This is a genomic window from Rhizobium redzepovicii (assembly GCF_019793435.1).
In the GTDB taxonomy this organism is placed as follows: Bacteria; Pseudomonadota; Alphaproteobacteria; order Rhizobiales; family Rhizobiaceae; genus Rhizobium; species Rhizobium redzepovicii.
In genome coordinates, this window is sequence record NZ_JAILYH010000002.1 from 416650 (window position 1) to 432877 (window position 16228).

Below are 16228 nucleotides of genomic sequence, written 5' to 3' on the forward strand. Positions count from 1 at the left end.
CGCATACAGCTTATCATCATTTGCCATTCAAAATGAACTTGGTAGCTGCATCAATCCACAACGCCCGCCTGAGACCTTTCAAAGGATTTGCGGATTTTCGTGCAGGCGGGAACAGTTCCGCGCCACCCGTCGTTTCCGTCGTGATAATGGAGAGCGACATGTCGAACGTCTCAAGGACAGGCAAGGAAGAGATCAACAGCGCGACCAGCCCGACCACCTTCGGAAAGTCGGTCGAGAGCCAAGCGCAAATGCAGGATGCGGCGGCGGAAGCCTCACCCGAAACGGGCGGCGAGATGCTCAACATCTACCGGCTGGAACCGATCGCCGCTCCCGACGATCCAAGATGGGACAATGCCCCCGGCCACGGCATCGTCATCGTGGCCGCCAGAACGCCGGGTGATGCAAGGATCGTCGCCGCGGCGCGCGAACTCGACTTCATGGAAGTGGATGCGGCTCCCGCCGAGGATGTGACCACGGTCAATGCCAGTGCCTTCCGCGACGACAAGCTCTATACTGTCATAGAGATCGACCGGAACAGACGCGATATCAAGCGCGGCATCGTCGAGGGCATGGTCTCGGTCGACACGATCCGCCCAGTCCAACCGGATTAGAGGCCACCCCTTTTTATTGGAGTTCTCATGAATACGGCCAATCTACAGCTCAAGGGGCTGATCATGGCGATGACGTCGATCTGCGACGCAATCGTCGACAAAGAAGTGCTGACGCGCGGGGAAATCAACGCCGCGCTGTCGAAGGCCCAAAAGGCAATCGAGGAGGACGACGATCATGAACTGTCGGGCGCCAACCGCGCCGCGATCCTGTTTCCCATCCGGGTGTTGCAACTCGCCGGTGAAGCCGCCGGGAAAGGTGAACAGCTGACATTTTCGGATTATGCGAAGCTTGTGGGAAAACTGAGCTGACGTCTAAGGTTTACAAAACGCCGCATCGCTCGGATGGATCCGGCACGCTGTCCGGCAGCTTGTCGAGCATTGTCGACTTTTCCAGATAAGTTGATTTATTTGGTCTTGTTTTCCCGGCGTTTCTGAGGCTATACCCCGGCCGAATACACACACGCACTGGGATTTCTACGTGACCAGCCTCAAATCACTTCTAGCCGCCTGCGGCCTCTCCGCCCTGATCGGCCTTGCCGCAACCCCGTCTTTGGCAGGTTCGACGACCTACCCACTGACGCTGGAAAACTGCGGCGCTGAGGTGACGTTCAAGAAGGCTCCCGAGCGGGCGATCGGCCTCGGCCAGAACAGCGCGGAAATCCTGCTGCTGCTCGGCCTTGAGGACAAGATGGTCGGCACCGCCTTCTGGCCGAGCAAGGTGCTGCCGCAGTTGGCGGAAGCCAATGCCAAGGTCAAGCTTCTCACAGTCGAGATGCCGACCTTCGAATCGATGCTCGCCGAAAATCCCGACTTCGTGGCCGTGGCGTTGCCAAGCCTGGTCGGACCGAACAGCAAGATCGCCAAGCGCGAGGATTTCGACAAGGTCGGCGTCGCCACCTATCTTTCGCCCAGCACCTGCCTCAGCACCAAGGACGTCAAGGACCAGTACGGCAGCCGCGCCGAACTGTGGAACATGGATCTGCTCTACAAGGAGATCGATGAACTCTCGCAGATTTTCGACGTCGCCGATCGCGGCCAGGCGCTGATCGCCGACTTCAAGGCGCGTGAAGCCAAGCTTCGCGGAAGCGTTGCCAAGGACGGCAAGAACCTCTCCTACGTCTTCTGGTTCTCCAGCCCCAGCCCGTCGGCCGACGCCTATGTCGGCGGCAAGAACAGCGCCTCCGGCTTCATCGCCGACGTGCTCGGCGGCCACAACGCAATCACCGCGGAAGCAGAATGGCCGACCGTCGGCTGGGAAGGCATCATCGCCGTCAACCCGGACGTCATCGTCGTCGCCAGCCTCGACCGCAACCGCTGGGAGCTCGACAAGCCTGAGGCCAAGATCAACTTCCTGAACACCGATCCGGCCGTCAGCCAGACCCCAGCCGTCAAGAACAAGGCGCTCGTCGTCATGGACGGCCAGGCGATGAACCCGACCATTCGGACGATTTACGGCGCCGAGCAGGTGGCCGAGCAGTTGAAGGCCCTCGGTCTCCTGAAGTGACGGACGCGGGCCGTCTCTTCAGGCAGTTGGGAGCGGTCGCCGCGCTGCTCCTGGCCTCCTTCTGTCTCATCGCTGTCGCCATCGGCGTCAGTGTCGGAATCGGTGATCTGCCGATTCCGCTGGCGACCACCTTTTCGGCCGTTACCAACCGGCTCGGATGGACCACGGTCGAATTGAACCGCATCCACGAAACGGTCATCTGGGATTATCGCCTAAGCCGCGCGCTGGTCGCCGCCTTTTGCGGCGCGGGCCTGGCGCTGTCGGGCGCCATTATGCAGTCGCTGCTGCGCAACCCGCTTGCCGAACCCTATGTGCTCGGCATCTCCGCCGGTGCCTCCACCGGCGCCGTGGCGATCGTCATCCTGGGGCTCGGCGCGGGCGCGGTGTCGCTGTCATCGGGCGCCTTTGCCGGCGCCTTCGCCGCCTTCTTCTTCGTGGCGCTGCTCTCGAACGGCACCCGCGGCGGTGCCGACCGCACCATCCTTGCCGGCGTGGCTGCCTCGCAGCTCTTCAATGCCTCGACTTCGTATATCGTCACGACCTCGGCCAATGCCCAGCAGGCCCGCGACGTGATGTTCTGGCTGCTGGGCAGTTTCAGCGGCGTGCGCTGGCCGGAATTCGCGTTGGTCTCGGTTGTCGTCGGCCTCGGTCTTGCCGCCTGTCTGTTTTATGCCCGCGTGCTCGACGCCTTCGCTTTCGGCGACGAGGCGGCCTCTTCGCTCGGCGTCAATGTCGGCCGCGCCCGCATGGTGCTCTTCGCGCTCACTGCCATGATGACGGCGACGATCGTCAGCATGGTCGGCTCGATCGGCTTTGTCGGCCTCGTCGTGCCGCATGTCGCCCGCTTCGTCGTCGGGCCGCTGCATATCCGCCTGCTACCGGCCTGCGCCATCGCGGGAGCGATCTTCATGGTGCTCGCCGATATCGCCGCCCGCGCCCTCATTCCCGGCCAAATCCTGCCGATCGGCGTCGTCACGGCGCTCGTCGGCGTTCCCTTCTTCTCGATCATCCTCTACCGGTTCCAGCGCGCGTCATGAGCATCAAGGCCGACAACCTCACCTGGAAAATTGGCAGGAAGACCATCCTGGACGGCGTTTCCCTGGAGGCTCAGCCGGGCCGGATGCTCGGCCTACTCGGGCCGAACGGCTCCGGCAAGACCTCACTGCTGCGGCTTCTCGCCGGCCTGAAGCGGCCCCATTCCGGCCGCGTCACTCTTGATCGGAACGACATCGGCACGATCAGCCGCCGCTCGATCGCCCAGCGCATCGCCTTCGTCGAGCAGCATGCGGCGACCAATGCCAATCTGAAGGTTATTGATGTCGTCAAGCTCGGCCGCTTCCCGCATCGTTCCATGTTCTCCGGCTGGACGAGAGCCGACGAAGAGGCGGTCGAAGCGGCACTTGCGCGTGCCGGTATGGCAGAGAAGCGAGACGATCGCTGGCAAAACCTGTCGGGCGGCGAAAAGCAGCGCACCCATATTGCCAGAGCGCTCGCCCAGTCGCCGCAGGAGCTGATCCTCGACGAACCCACAAACCATCTCGACATCCAGCACCAAATCGGCTTGATGCGGCTCGTCTCCAGCCTGCCGATCACCAGCATCGTCGCCCTGCACGATCTCAACCATGCCGCCATGTTCTGCGATGAGCTGATCATCATGCAGCAGGGTAGGATCGTCGCGTCGGGCGCACCTGAAGACGTGCTGAGCGAGAACCTTCTGCGCGACGTCTTTTCCGTCGAAGCCCGCATCGAAGCCTCGCCCCATCATTCGCGCCCGCATATCCACTATCTCAGATGAAAGTGGCCACCTCACGTCACGATCTGCAGCGGCAAAGCAGTCGTCTTTTTCAGCGTTTTCAGGACGATGCTTGACTTCACCGAGGCCAGATTATCGGTGACCCGGATCATTCTCTCGAGAAATTGGCTGAGATGGTCGAGGTCGCGCGTCATCACCTTCATCAGAAAATCGGCATCCCCCGTCTGCGAATAACACTCCAGAATCTCCGGCGCGGTTTCGATGAAGCGATGAAGCCGCTCGTTTCCACCTTCCGTATGCGCGCGCAGGCTGACGAGGGTATGAGCGACGACGGCAAAACCCAGTTTTGCAGGATTGAGGATAGCAACGACGCTCTGGATGTATTGCTCATTGCGCAGCTTTTCCAAACGGCGTGCGCATTGGGTCGCGGAGAGATTGACCTTCTGCGACAATTCACCCTGCGTCACCTCACTGTTTTGCTGGAGGGCGGCGAGCAATTTGATATCGAACTGGTCAAGCATGGCCCATCCAAATAAGCAGAATTTCCGCATAGTATAGCCAAATGACGCAGATTGTCTGCATCTTCATATCGCATTAGGCAGATAATCGCATAAAATCGCCGCGGAAGTTCCGTTAGTCTCCAGCCATTGGATAAAACGGAGGTGGACTTGTGTTTGAGAAACTGAATAACCGGCCGGCCGACAGCCTGCTTGCCCTCATCAAGGCCTTTCAGGTCGACGAGCGCAGCGGAAAGATCGACCTCGGCGTCGGCGTCTATCGCGACGCCATGGGCCGTACGCCGGTGATGCGAGCCGTAAAGGCGGCGGAACAGTTTCTTCTCGAGACCCAGGACAGCAAGAAATATCTCGGCCCGGAAGGCGATCTGCAATTCGTCCGACTGCTGCAACCCATTATTTTCGGCAAATCGCCGACGTTCGATCATCGCCTCGTCGGCATTCAGACACCCGGCGGCAGCGGCGCGCTGCGTCTCGGCGCCGAGCTCATCCAGACGGCAAATCCATCCGCTAAGGTTCTGTTGGGGACGCCCAGCTGGCCGAACCACGCGCCGATCTTCGCCTCGGCGCGGCTGGCCGTAAAGGACTACGCCTTCGTCGATCTGACGTCGCAACAGGTCAAATTCGAAAGCGTCGTCGACGCCCTGTCTTCCGCTGCGGAAGGCGATGTCGTCCTCCTTCACGGTTGCTGCCACAATCCGACCGGTATCGATTTCACCATGGAGCAGTGGCGGCAGATTACCGGACTCCTCGTTGCACACGGGCTGGTGCCGTTCATCGATCTTGCCTATCAAGGGCTTGGCGACGGTCTCGAACAGGACGCCGCACCTACACGGATGATCCTCGACGCGGTCGACGAGGCGCTGATCGCTTATTCCTGCGATAAGAATTTCGGTCTCTATCGCGAGCGCGTCGGCGCGCTCTACCTCATGACCCGCAATGTCGACGACATCGGCAAGGCCGAAAGCAATATGGCGGCCCTTGCCCGTGTGAACTGGTCGATGCCGCCCGATCATGGCGCCGCGATCGTCAGAACCATTCTCGAGAGCCCCGAAATGTCGGCAATGTGGCGCGCAGAACTCGAGGAGATGTGCGAGCGTGTCAACGGCAACCGCGCGGCGCTCGCCGCTGCAGCCGCCGATCTGGCCTTTATCAGCCGGCAGCGCGGCCTGTTCTCCAATCTCTCCATGTCGAAAGAAACGGCCGCAGCGCTGCGCGCCAAACACGGCATCTACATGGCCGATTCCGGCCGTATGAACCTTGCGGGCATGCAGCCGGCCGATGCCGGCGCCATCGTGACCGCACTTCGCGCTGAAGGCTGCTTGAAATGAGCAAGAAGGAAACGACCGGCCAGGCGATGACCCGTTCGCTCGTCGCCCATGGGATCGACACGGTGTTTGGCATCCCGGGCGCCCACATGTATGATTTCAACGATGCGCTCTACGGCGCCCGCGACAAGGTTCGGTTCATTCACACTAGGCACGAACAGGGCGCCGGATATATGGCCTATGGCTATGCCAAATCCACCGGGCGGATCGGCGCCTATACCGTCGTCCCCGGCCCGGGTGTTCTCAATTCCGGGGCAGCGCTTTGCACCGCTTACGGCGCCAACGCGCCGGTACTTTGCATCACCGGCAACATCATGTCCCACCTGATTGGCCAGGGCAGAGGGCAGTTGCACGAACTGCCCGATCAACTCGCGACAATGCGCGGGCTTACCAAGACGGCGGAACGCATCAATCATCCGTCCGAGGCAGGCCCCGTCATGGCCGAGGTCGTCGGCAAGATGCTCTCCGGCCGCCAGGGTCCGGGAGCGGTCGAAGCCCCATGGGACGTGTTTGGCCAATCCGGCCCCGAAGTCGATCTTTCCGTCGGTACGAGAGCGCCTCACCCGGCTGTCAACTCCGATCAGATCGCTGCCGCAGCGGCGCTGATAGCGTGTGCCAGCAATCCGATGATCATGGTCGGCGGCGGCGCGGCGGAGGCCGGCGCCGAGATCGCCGCGCTTGCGGAACTGCTGCAGTCGCCCGTCACCTCCCATCGTTCCGGCAAGGGCATCGTCGCCGACGATCACCCGAACTATCTGAATTTCGTCGCCGCCTATGAATATTGGAAGAAGACGGACGTTCTGATCGGTATCGGCAGCCGGCTCGAATTGCAGTTCATGCGTTGGAAATGGCTTCCCAAAGGCCTCAAGATCATTCGCATCGATATCGATCCGACCGAAATGGTCCGCCTCAAGCCCGGTGTCGGCATCGTCGCCGATGCCAAGGCGGGAACGCGGGCTCTGATCGATTTATTGTCAGGTTCCCGGCGCGACGATCGCACCCGCGAATTTGCCGACATCAACAAAGAGGCCAGATCTCGGTTCTCGGAAGTGCAGCCGCAGCTTGCCTATCTCGACGCCATTCGTGAGGCTCTTCCCAGAGACGGCTTCTTCGTCGAGGAGATCAGCCAGATGGGCTTTACCGCCCGTTTTGCCTTCCCCGTCTACGGCCCGCGCCAATACGTGACATGTGGTTATCAGGACAATCTGGGTTTTGGCTTCAACACCGCCTTGGGCGTGAAGGTCGCCAATCCCAATAAAGCGGTTGTTTCCGTTTCTGGCGATGGCGGATTCATGTTCGGCGTTCAAGAGCTTGCCACTGCCGTCCAGCACAAGATCAATGTCGTCGCCATCGTCTTCAACAATTCAGCCTATGGCAATGTTCTGCGCGATCAGAAGCAGGCGTATCAGGGTCGCTATCTTGGCTCGGAGCTGACCAATCCGGATTTTGTCGCGCTTGCCGAGAGCTTCGGTGTCCGCGCGTTCAAGGTGACAAGCCCCGACGAACTCAAAGAGAGGATCGAGAAAGCCCTCTCTCTCGACGAGCCCGTGCTCATCGAGGTTCCGATCGAAAAGGGATCCGAGGCAAGTCCCTGGCCGTTCATTCATCCGGCGCCGCACGCCGAATGAATCCCTATCTAGGCGACGGTCCCTTGAGAAAGATCGTCGCCAGCGGCGGCAACGTCAGCGACAGGGAAACCGGCCGCCCATGGGCGGGGATGGGTTCGCTCGACAGCGCGCCGTTGACGAGGCCGGAGCCACCATATTCGCGCGCATCCGTGGTGATCCGCTCGATCCACACGCCATCATCAGGCACGCCGATCCTATAGCCGTAGCGCGGCACCGGCGTGAAATTCGATACGACAAGGACGGATGAAGAGCGGTCCTTGCCATAACGGAGCATGCCGAGGACGGAGTTGGCGGCGTCGTCGGCTGCTGCCCATTCGAAGCCCTGGGGATGGAAATCGCCGAATTGCAATGACGGCTCTTCCCCGTAGAGGCTATTCAGGTCCTTGACCAGCCGCTGAATGCCGACATGCTGAGGCCGCTCCAGTACATCCCAGCTCACCGAAGCATCATGGTTCCATTCGCCCGGCTGGGCGATTTCGCTCCCCATGAACAACAGCTTCTTGCCGGGATGACCCCACATGAAAGCGAGGTAGCTGCGCAGATTGGCAAATTTCTGCCATTCGTCGCCCGGCATCTTCGTCAGCAGCGAGCCTTTGCCATAGACCACCTCGTCATGGGAGATCGGCAGCATGAACCGCTCGGAATAGGCGTAGATCATGCCGAAGGTCATCGTGCCATGATGATGGCTCCGATAGACCGGATCCTTCTCGATGTAGCTCAGACTGTCATGCATCCAGCCCATGTTCCATTTGATGTCGAAGCCTAGCCCGCCTTCTTCCGGCGGCTTCGTCACACCCGGCCAGGCCGTCGATTCTTCGGCGATCGTCATTGCATGCGGGCAGCGCTCGTGGACGATGCTGTTGAGGTGCTTGAAGAACTCAACCGCCTCCAGGTTCTCCCGGCCGCCATACTGATTTGGAATCCATTCGCCTTCGTTGCGGCTATAATCGCGGTAGAGCATCGAGGCCACGGCATCGACGCGCAAGCCGTCGACATGATAGCGCTCGAGCCATTCGAGCGCGCTGGCGATCAGGAACCCTTTCACCTCGTTGCGCCCGAGATTGTAGATCAGCGTATTCCAGTCGCGGTGAAAGCCCTCGCGCGGATCCTCATGCTCGTAGAGCGCGCTGCCGTCGAAGCGGGCAAGACCCCAGACATCCGTGGGGAAGTGAGCCGGCACCCAGTCGAGGATGATGCCGAGCCCGGCGCCATGGCAGCGGTCGACAAAATAGGCGAAATCCTCCGGCGTGCCGTAGCGGCCGGTCGGAGCAAACAAGCCGAGCGGCTGATAACCCCAGGAGCCGCCGAACGGATGCTCCATGATCGGCAGCAGTTCGATATGGGTGAATCCCATGTCGCTGGCATAGGGAACGAGGCGCTGGCTGAGCTCGACCCAGTCGAGATATCTGTTGCCGTCCCGCCCGTCGCGCAACCAGGAGCCGGCGTGCACCTCATAGACTGACATCGCGCCTTCCAGCCTTTCCTGGCGGGAGCGGTCCCTCATCCAGCCGTCATCCGTCCATCGAAACGGCGTCGACGATGCGACGATCGAGGCGGTGGATGGGGCAGCTTCGCTCGCCCTCGCCACCGGATCGGCCTTTTGCGGCAGGCAGGTGCCCTCGGCATCGACGATCTCGAACTTGTATCTTTCGCCGGCGGCGAGGCTCGGAATGAACAGCTCCCAGACACCCGCCGATTGCCTCAGCCGCATCGGATTTCGCCGCCCATCCCAGGCATTGAAGTCGCCGACGACCGAGACGCGGCGGGCATTCGGCGCCCATACGGCGAAACGAACGCCTGATATGCCGTCGATCGACATCGCCACCGCGCCAAGCGTGCGGCTCAGACTGTAATGCGTGCCCTCCGATATTAGATGGAGGTCGAGCTCACCGAGCAGCAGGCCGAAACTATAGGGATCCTCGGTGATCTGCACCGCATCCGGCCATGTGATCTTCAGCCGGTATCCGGTCCTCAAACCGGTTGCCGCCGCGAACAGGCCGGCGGGATGGGCGACACTGAAGGGCGTCACCACCCGTCCACTCCCAGCCTCGATGAGATCGACCGCCTCCGCCCCGGGCAGATAGACCCGCACGATGGTCATCCCGCCGCTTTCATGGGGACCGAGGATCGAAAAAGGATCGCCGTGGCGCCCTTCGATCAGAGCCCAGAGGGCATCGTGCCCGATTCCGGCGAGAAGTTCCGAGCGCTCAACATTCATGCCGGGACCCCCGCCAGACGCGAGACGATTTCGGTGAGGCCGGAAAGCGGGATCGGAAGCCATTTCGGCCGGTTGCGGGCCTCATAGGCGATCTCATAGGCGGCCTTTTCGAGAAGAAAGGCATCGAGGACCCTCCGTCGTTGATCGGGTGGCATATCAAGCGCCTTCGATGCCGAAACCGCCTGCGCATAGGCGTCGAGAAACGCCTCTTCCGCCTGGCGCCCGAAGCGGGCGATGGCCTCGCGCCGGACTTCGTTCTCATGTTCGATGACGGCGTCGTTATCAAGCTGGGCGGTGGCGACGAGATAACTCAGTGACCTCAAAAGCCCGGCGACATCGCGCAGCGGATTGGTCTTGGCGCGGCGCTCGGCCAGGTTTTTCGCGGGCTCGCCCTCGAAATCGATGATGACGGCATCACCCTCGCTGACGAGGATCTGACCAAGGTGAAAATCGCCGTGCGTGCGCGTCATCAGCGTATGGCGCGTGGACTCGGCCAGCGTCGCGGCAAGCTCGACGAGTTCGGAGCGGCGCTTGAGCAACGGCGCTGCAAGCAGGTCGATCGCCGGATCGGCATTCTCCTCCCGTTCGGCAAGTTTCGACATGGCATAGGCGACTTCGCCGGCAACCGCCTTCTTCATCGCCTCGACTTCGCTGTCGCCGGCGATTACCGGGCTGAAGGCTTCGTCCGCAGTCTCCCCGGCAAGCACGACATGTAGTTCTCCGAGACGCATGCCGACCATCGCAACGAAGCTGATCAGCGGCTGGAAGACGTCGTCGCCCGGCTGGACGGCCGGGTCGTTCAGCACGAGTTCGTCTGCCCCGCGGCGCAGGTTGTTCAGCATCCAGTTCCAGGCATCGCCCTGATTGCGGATCGCGCCTTGGACGATGATCAATGTCGAGCGGCGTCCACTGGAGTCCGTGTGCGCGACCTCGCCGAGCAAGGGCGCGGTGTGATCGTAGCCGGCGCGGGTGAGATAGCGCGTCATCTCGACTTCCGGATGAATACCGGGAAAGATGTGCCTGATCAGCTTGATCATCGCCAGATCGCCGACGATCAGCGAACTGTTGGACTGTTCGGCCGAGAGCCAATGGACCGGAAGGTCGTCGGTGACGGCAAGACGGTCGAGCCGTTCCGTGCCGAGAAATTCGAGCGTGCCGGTGCGGCCGGTGGTGCGCGAGCGGTCGCCAAGCCCGCGCAGGATGCCGCGCGCCATCGCCTCCACGGCAAATCCGTCCGTCAGGAAACCGACGCGCCGGCCCTGGCGGACCCGACCGAGCGCAAGCTGCTGGGTCAGCACCGATGGTTGCGCATCGTCCCAGGCGACCGCCAGCGGCAGCTGGTAGGATTCGCTATGGTTCGGCAGCACGGCCTCCAGTTCGCCGAGAACAATCCCGTCGGCAAAGGGGATCGGCGTTGCGGAGATCAGACGCGCCGCCTGCAGCGGCTGGTCCTTTGCCCCGAACCACCGCCGCTTCGCCAGATAGGCCGGCAGAATTTCGTTGCTGAGAACGCGTGCAAGCTTGGGTTCATCGACAAGGTCGAGCAGGCCGCGACGGGTGACCATCGTCACCAGATCGGGAAGCTGCTCCGGCGGAGCGGTGCGCCATGCCGGCGGGTCGGCATCGGCTTCCAGCTGGAACCAGAAAAAACCGTAGGGCGGCAATGTCAGCAGATAGGTCAGCTGACCGATCGGCGGAAAGGGCGACATGCCGGTCAATTCGATCGGAACGCGGCCCTCGAAGCTCGACAGGTCGAGTTCCACGGCCTGCGGCAGGCGCGAGAGGTTTGCGACGCACATCAGCGTCTCGCCTTCATATTCCCTGAGATAAGCGAGGATCTTGCGGTTCTCCGGCGCGAGGAACCGCAGCGAACCACGGCCGAAGGCCGGATGCCGACCGCGCAGCGCCAGCATCTTGCGCGTCCAGTTGAGCAGCGAATGCGCGTCCGTGCTCTGTGCCTCGACGTTGACGGCCTCGAAACCGTAGAGCGGATCGGCGACCGGCGGCAGGACGAGACGCGCCGGGTCTACCCTGGAGAAGCCGCCATTGCGGTCCGGAGACCATTGCATCGGCGTCCTCACCCCATCCCGATCGCCGAGATAGATATTGTCGCCCATGCCGATCTCGTCGCCGTAATAGATCACCGGCGTTCCCGGCATAGAGAGCAGCAGCGCGTTCATCAGCTCGATGCGCCGGCGGTCGCGCTCCATCAGCGGCGCCAGGCGCCGCCTGATGCCGAGATTGATGCGGGCGCGCTTATCGGATGCGTAGGTTTCCCAGAGATAGTCGCGCTCGGCGTCCGTCACCATTTCGAGCGTCAGTTCGTCGTGGTTGCGCAGGAAGATCGCCCATTGGCAATTCTCCGGAATCTCCGGCGTCTGCCGCAGGATATCGGTGATCGGAAACCGGTCCTCCTTGGCGATCGCCATATACATGCGCGGCATTAGCGGAAAGTGGAAGGCCATGTGGCATTCGTCGCCGTCGCCGAAATATTCGCGCGTATCCTCCGGCCATTGATTGGCCTCGGCCAGCAGCATCACGCCGGGATGGGTGGCATCGAGAGCGGCACGGATGCGCTTCAGGATCGCATGGGTTTCCGGCAGGTTCTCGTTGATCGTCCCCTCGCGCTCGACAAGGTAAGGGATCGCGTCGAGGCGGAAGCCGTCGATACCGGTTTCCAGCCAGAAGCGCATCACCTTCAGCAGTTCCTCCATGACCAGGGGACTGTCGAAGTTGAGGTCAGGCTGGTGGGAATAAAAGCGATGCCAATAATAGGCGCCCGCCACGGCATCCCATGTCCAGTTGGACTTTTCGGTATCGATGAAAATGATGCGCGTTTCCGGGAATTTCTGATCGGTATCCGACCAGACGTAAAAATCGCGCTCCGGGGATCCGGCCGGTGCCTGACGGGCGCGCTGGAACCAGGGATGCTGATCGGAGGTGTGGTTGATGACGAGCTCGATGATGACGCGGATATTACGCTGGTGTGCGGCGTCGACGAAGGCGCGAAAATCCTCCAAGGTGCCGTAATCGGGGCTGACATTGCCGTAGTCGGCGATGTCGTAGCCGTCGTCGCGGCGCGGCGAGGGAAAGAAAGGCAGCAGCCAGATGGCATTGACGCCGAGCGCCGCGATGTGATCGAGCTTGGCGTGCAGGCCGGCAAAGTCGCCGACGCCATCGCCATTGGCGTCGTAGAACGACTTGATGTGCAGCTGGTAGACGATCGCATCCTTGTACCAGAGGGGCTGCTCAATGCCATCGGGGTTCATCGTGTCCATTCATGCCTCCGCTGCTCGAACGCGCCAGATCGCAAAGGGCAGGATCTCAGGGTTCAGGCTGATGCTCTGCCGTTTGCCGGTCCATTTGAAACGATGCCCACCGACCAGATCCTCGGCATCCAGCGTGCCGCCGTCGCCGAGCGACCAGTGCCAGAGCGGCAGTTCGACATCGCTTTGCTGAAAATTGTGAGGGTCGAGGCTGATCGCGATCAGCAGGACATTGTCGCGGGCCTTACTTGCCTTTTCGAAGAACAGGATATTGTCATTCCAAGCATTCAGAAGCGTCAGCCCGAGATGCGAATGCAGGGCAGTGTTCTCGTTCCTGATACGGTTGAGCATCCTGATTTCGTCGACGATATTGCCCGGCCGGTCATAATCCCAGGCGCGAATCTCGTATTTCTCGCTGTCGGCATATTCCTTGCGCTTGACATCGGGTCGCCCCTCGCAGAGCTCGAAGCCGTTATAGACGCCCCACAGGCCAGAGAGAGTGGCGGCAAGGGCGGCGCGGATCAGAAAGGCCGGGCGCGGCGCGTTCTGGAGAAAGTCCGGATTGATGTCATGGGTGTTGACGAAGAAGTGCGGACGGAAGAATTCCTTCGCCTCCGTCTCAGTCAGCTCGCGCATATATTGCTCGAGTTCCCATTTGGCGTTGCGCCAGGTGAAATAGGTGTAGGACTGGGAAAAGCCGATCTTCGCCAGCCTGTACATCACTTTGGGCTTGGTGAAGGCTTCCGACAGGAAGACCACATCGGGATGACGCGCTCTGATATCGCCGATCAGCCATTCCCAGAAGGGAAAGGGTTTGGTGTGCGGGTTATCGACGCGAAACAGCTTGACGCCCTGGTCCACCCATAGCTGGACAACATCCCTCAGCTCCATCCATAGCGAGGGCAGCGCGTCTTTGGTGTAGAAATCGACGTTGACGATGTCCTCATATTTCTTCGGCGGGTTCTCGGCATATTTGATCGTGCCGTCCGGGCGCCAGTCGAACCAGCCGGGATGTTCCTTCAGCCAGGGGTGATCCGGCGACGCCTGGATCGCAAGGTCGAGGGCGATCTCCAGCCCGTGCCGGCCCGCCTCCTCGACCAGCCGGCCGAAATCCTCGAAATCGCCGAGCTCGGGATGGATGGCATCGTGGCCGCCCTCCTCGGAACCGATCGCATAAGGGCTCCCGGGATCGCCGGGACCGGCCTTCAAGCTGTTGTTGCGCCCCTTCCGGTTGGTCGAGCCGATCGGGTGAATGGGCGGGAAGTAAAGCACGTCGAAGCCCATGCCGCGGATATCGGCCAGCCTCGGGATGACGTCGTCGAAGGTGCCGTGCCGGTTGGGATCACCGCTCTGCGAGCGCGGGAAGATCTGGTACCAGCTGGCAAAGGCCGCTTCCTTGCGCTCGGCATCGACGGCGCTTGCCGTGGAGCGGAGCCGGAACGGCCGCCTGTCGGCTTTGTTCATCAGCTCGGATGTCTGGGGATCGAGCAGGATCGCCGTCCGCTCGGCGTCCGAGGCGCTTTCGAGACTGTCGCTCAGGGCGTGCAGTTCGGGGCCGAGCGCTGCAGGCGCCCCGGCCTGTGCGGCGTGGACGAGGTTCAATCCCTCCTGCAGCTCGAGCTTCAGGTCGAGCCGGGCGTCGTTCTTCTTGGTCAGCTCGTAGCGGAAGATCGCAAAAGCGTTTTTCCACGCCTCGACGGCGAACTCGTAGCGGCCGGTGCGCTCGAGCAGGAACTCGGCGCGCCAGCGGTCGTTTTCGATAAGATGCATCTCCGTCTCGTTCCAATCCGCCATGGCGTCGAGCGGCCGCCAGAGCAGGACGGCGGCGATCGGGTCGTGGCCGTCGGCGAAGATGTCAGCCTCGACGGTAACGATGTCGCCCACCACCCGCTTGACCGGAAAGCGCCCATCATCGACACGCGGCGTGATGTTTTCGATGGCAAGCCGAGGCGATGCCGTCGCCTGCGTGATCTCCAGGGCGGGTCTGGAGGTGATCGGCGTTGGCGCCTTGCCTTGGATGACCAGCGCCTCCCCTGCCCGCAGGCGGAGAACCCCACCGTCGGCTGCGACGGGCAGAAAGCCGGAGGCCGCTTCGCGAAGTGCCGTCACCGGCGCGGGCGCGCTTCGCCGAAGGTCTCTGTTCAGCAGGATGAAGCGCACATTGTCGGCGCTGCGCAGATCCTGCACCTCGGATTGCAGGAGTGCCGAGACCGGCCCATTGGCGTTGCGGATCAGGCGCAGCGATGAAGCAGGCGCATGGTCGATCGTGCCGATTTCGCTATTCGCACGCCGGATTTCGGAAGAGAGATCGAAAGCCAGGTCGTGACGCAATCCCCTGAGACCCGCCCTGTTGCCATGCGTCGGATCGAGCGGCGTGGCTGCGCCATATTCGAAGCCCATCGGAACCATCAGGCCACCCCCGAGCGAAGCGGCAAGGCGCAGGGCTCTCACGGCGCGCCGTTCAAGGATTTCGCGGCTCTCGGTTCCGTGCGCGATACGCCGCGCGAATGGCGGTTCCGGAAAAGCGATCTGCCAGCCGAGCGGCTGCTGCACGCGATGCTCGTCGATGAACCATCTCTCGTCGAAATCCCACCAGGCCATCGACGAAAAACAACCGTTGAAACCTGCCTCGTTGATACCCCCCCTCACCGCAAAATCGGTGCCGGGCGTCCAGGCGAGGAATTGCGCCTCGGTCTTTTCGCGCACCGCCGCCATCAGCGATTTGAAAAACGCCGGCGTCGCCCGATCTATCCCAAGCACCCGATAGCCGGCGAGACCGGCGTCGGACAGCCGCTGCAGCCGTTCGGTCCATTCCGCCAACAGCTGCGATTGTCGTTCCGCCCCCATCGCCGCCATCGGTTCTGCCGGGTCCAGTGGCGAGCGTCTCGGATCGACGGGACGAAATCCCGCCTGAGGATGCCTCCCCCTGCCGTCGAGCATCAGATCCATCATCAAGGCAACGCCGCTCTTGCGGCCAGCCTCCGCCAGACGCGCCACCCCCTCCCCGACATCGCTTCCGAGCGACAGTTCAGGATCGAGACGATCGAAGTCCCGGGAAGCAAACACGCTGCGCTCCCCGTCCCGGTCGAAGAGGGGCGCCGTCAGCACGTGATCGAAACCGGTGTCCGCCGCATGGTCGAAAACCTCGCGCCATGCATCGATGCCCTGGAGAAGGAGCGGATTGGCATAATAGATCCGGGGTGGGGTGCTCAACACACCCCCGTTCGCAGAAAATAACATCGGCCGCCGCCTCGAGTTGCTTTTCAGGCAAACTTCCTTTGGCGGTTGTTGTTCCACCGGCACGGCCAATTCGCGGCTGTACGAAAGCATCAGCCGCATCGGCGCCGGATCGAGGGGACGTATTTCGTTCGAGCACCAAAGCCCGCCCAGGGGACGAAGAGACCT

Annotated in this window: 11 protein-coding genes; 7 read left to right on the forward strand and 4 right to left on the reverse strand. The window is 61.9% G+C overall.

Going from position 1 to position 16228, the window contains the following annotated elements; all coding sequences use genetic code 11:
- The first annotated feature begins 146 nt into the window (after positions 1–146).
- The 5 genes from K6N12_RS04310 to K6N12_RS04330 all read left to right on the forward strand — a co-directional run bounded on the left by K6N12_RS04310 (position 147) and on the right by K6N12_RS04330 (position 3910).
- Complete coding sequence (locus K6N12_RS04310; RefSeq protein WP_179867154.1) at positions 147–611, forward strand: hypothetical protein; 465 nt, start codon at positions 147–149, stop codon at positions 609–611.
- Between the two features lie 27 nt (positions 612–638).
- Positions 639–920, forward strand: coding sequence for a hypothetical protein (locus K6N12_RS04315; RefSeq protein ID WP_097628063.1), 282 nt, complete (start codon positions 639–641; stop codon positions 918–920).
- 169 nt (positions 921–1089) lie between these two features.
- Positions 1090–2115: an ABC transporter substrate-binding protein gene (locus tag K6N12_RS04320; RefSeq protein WP_097628064.1), complete on the forward strand. Its 1026-nt coding sequence runs from the start codon at positions 1090–1092 to the stop codon at positions 2113–2115.
- Complete coding sequence (locus K6N12_RS04325; RefSeq protein WP_097628065.1) at positions 2112–3152, forward strand: FecCD family ABC transporter permease; 1041 nt, start codon at positions 2112–2114, stop codon at positions 3150–3152. The genes K6N12_RS04320 and K6N12_RS04325 overlap by 4 nt, the downstream gene beginning before the upstream one ends.
- Complete coding sequence (locus K6N12_RS04330; RefSeq protein ID WP_097628066.1) at positions 3149–3910, forward strand: ABC transporter ATP-binding protein; 762 nt, start codon at positions 3149–3151, stop codon at positions 3908–3910. Before K6N12_RS04325 ends, K6N12_RS04330 begins: the two co-directional genes overlap by 4 nt.
- An 11-nt stretch (positions 3911–3921) precedes the next feature.
- On the opposite strand, the gene K6N12_RS04335 is transcribed toward K6N12_RS04330, so the two are convergent.
- Complete coding sequence (locus K6N12_RS04335) at positions 3922–4389, reverse strand: Lrp/AsnC family transcriptional regulator (RefSeq protein WP_097628067.1); 468 nt, start codon at positions 4387–4389, stop codon at positions 3922–3924.
- Positions 4390–4538: 149 nt separating this feature from the next.
- Between K6N12_RS04335 and K6N12_RS04340 the strand changes: the two genes are divergently transcribed.
- On the forward strand, positions 4539–5714 hold the full coding sequence (locus K6N12_RS04340; protein ID WP_097628068.1) for an amino acid aminotransferase: 1176 nt from the start codon (positions 4539–4541) through the stop codon (positions 5712–5714).
- Entirely contained in the window at positions 5711–7339 is a 1629-nt protein-coding gene (locus K6N12_RS04345) for a thiamine pyrophosphate-dependent enzyme (protein WP_097628069.1), read from the forward strand. Before K6N12_RS04340 ends, K6N12_RS04345 begins: the two co-directional genes overlap by 4 nt.
- Before the next feature lie 4 nt (positions 7340–7343).
- On the opposite strand, the gene glgB is transcribed toward K6N12_RS04345, so the two are convergent.
- From glgB to K6N12_RS04360, 3 genes are read right to left on the reverse strand one after another with little or no spacing between them, the layout of a single operon-like run.
- Complete coding sequence (glgB, locus tag K6N12_RS04350) at positions 7344–9557, reverse strand: 1,4-alpha-glucan branching protein GlgB (RefSeq protein ID WP_097628070.1); 2214 nt, start codon at positions 9555–9557, stop codon at positions 7344–7346.
- Positions 9554–12835, reverse strand: a complete 3282-nt coding sequence (treS, locus tag K6N12_RS04355) for a maltose alpha-D-glucosyltransferase (protein ID WP_097628071.1) — start codon at positions 12833–12835, stop codon at positions 9554–9556. The genes glgB and treS overlap by 4 nt, the downstream gene beginning before the upstream one ends.
- Complete coding sequence (locus K6N12_RS04360) at positions 12836–16063, reverse strand: alpha-1,4-glucan--maltose-1-phosphate maltosyltransferase (RefSeq protein WP_097628142.1); 3228 nt, start codon at positions 16061–16063, stop codon at positions 12836–12838. It lies immediately after the preceding gene.
- Positions 16064–16228: the final 165 nt, after the last annotated feature.

What these genes read in the sequence shown, in the direction of transcription:
- K6N12_RS04310 (WP_179867154.1), top strand. Translation starts at nt 147, where the DNA reads ATGGAGAGCGACATGTCGAACGTCTCAAGGACAGGCAAGGAAGAGATC.
- K6N12_RS04315 (WP_097628063.1), top strand. Translation starts at nt 639, where the DNA reads ATGAATACGGCCAATCTACAGCTCAAGGGGCTGATCATGGCGATGACG.
- K6N12_RS04330 (WP_097628066.1), top strand. Translation starts at nt 3,149, where the DNA reads ATGAGCATCAAGGCCGACAACCTCACCTGGAAAATTGGCAGGAAGACC.
- K6N12_RS04335 (WP_097628067.1), bottom strand. Translation starts at nt 4,389, where the DNA reads ATGCTTGACCAGTTCGATATCAAATTGCTCGCCGCCCTCCAGCAAAAC.
- K6N12_RS04345 (WP_097628069.1), top strand. Translation starts at nt 5,711, where the DNA reads ATGAGCAAGAAGGAAACGACCGGCCAGGCGATGACCCGTTCGCTCGTC.
- glgB (WP_097628070.1), bottom strand. Translation starts at nt 9,557, where the DNA reads ATGAATGTTGAGCGCTCGGAACTTCTCGCCGGAATCGGGCACGATGCC.
- treS (WP_097628071.1), bottom strand. Translation starts at nt 12,835, where the DNA reads ATGGACACGATGAACCCCGATGGCATTGAGCAGCCCCTCTGGTACAAG.
- K6N12_RS04360 (WP_097628142.1), bottom strand. Translation starts at nt 16,063, where the DNA reads ATGTTATTTTCTGCGAACGGGGGTGTGTTGAGCACCCCACCCCGGATC.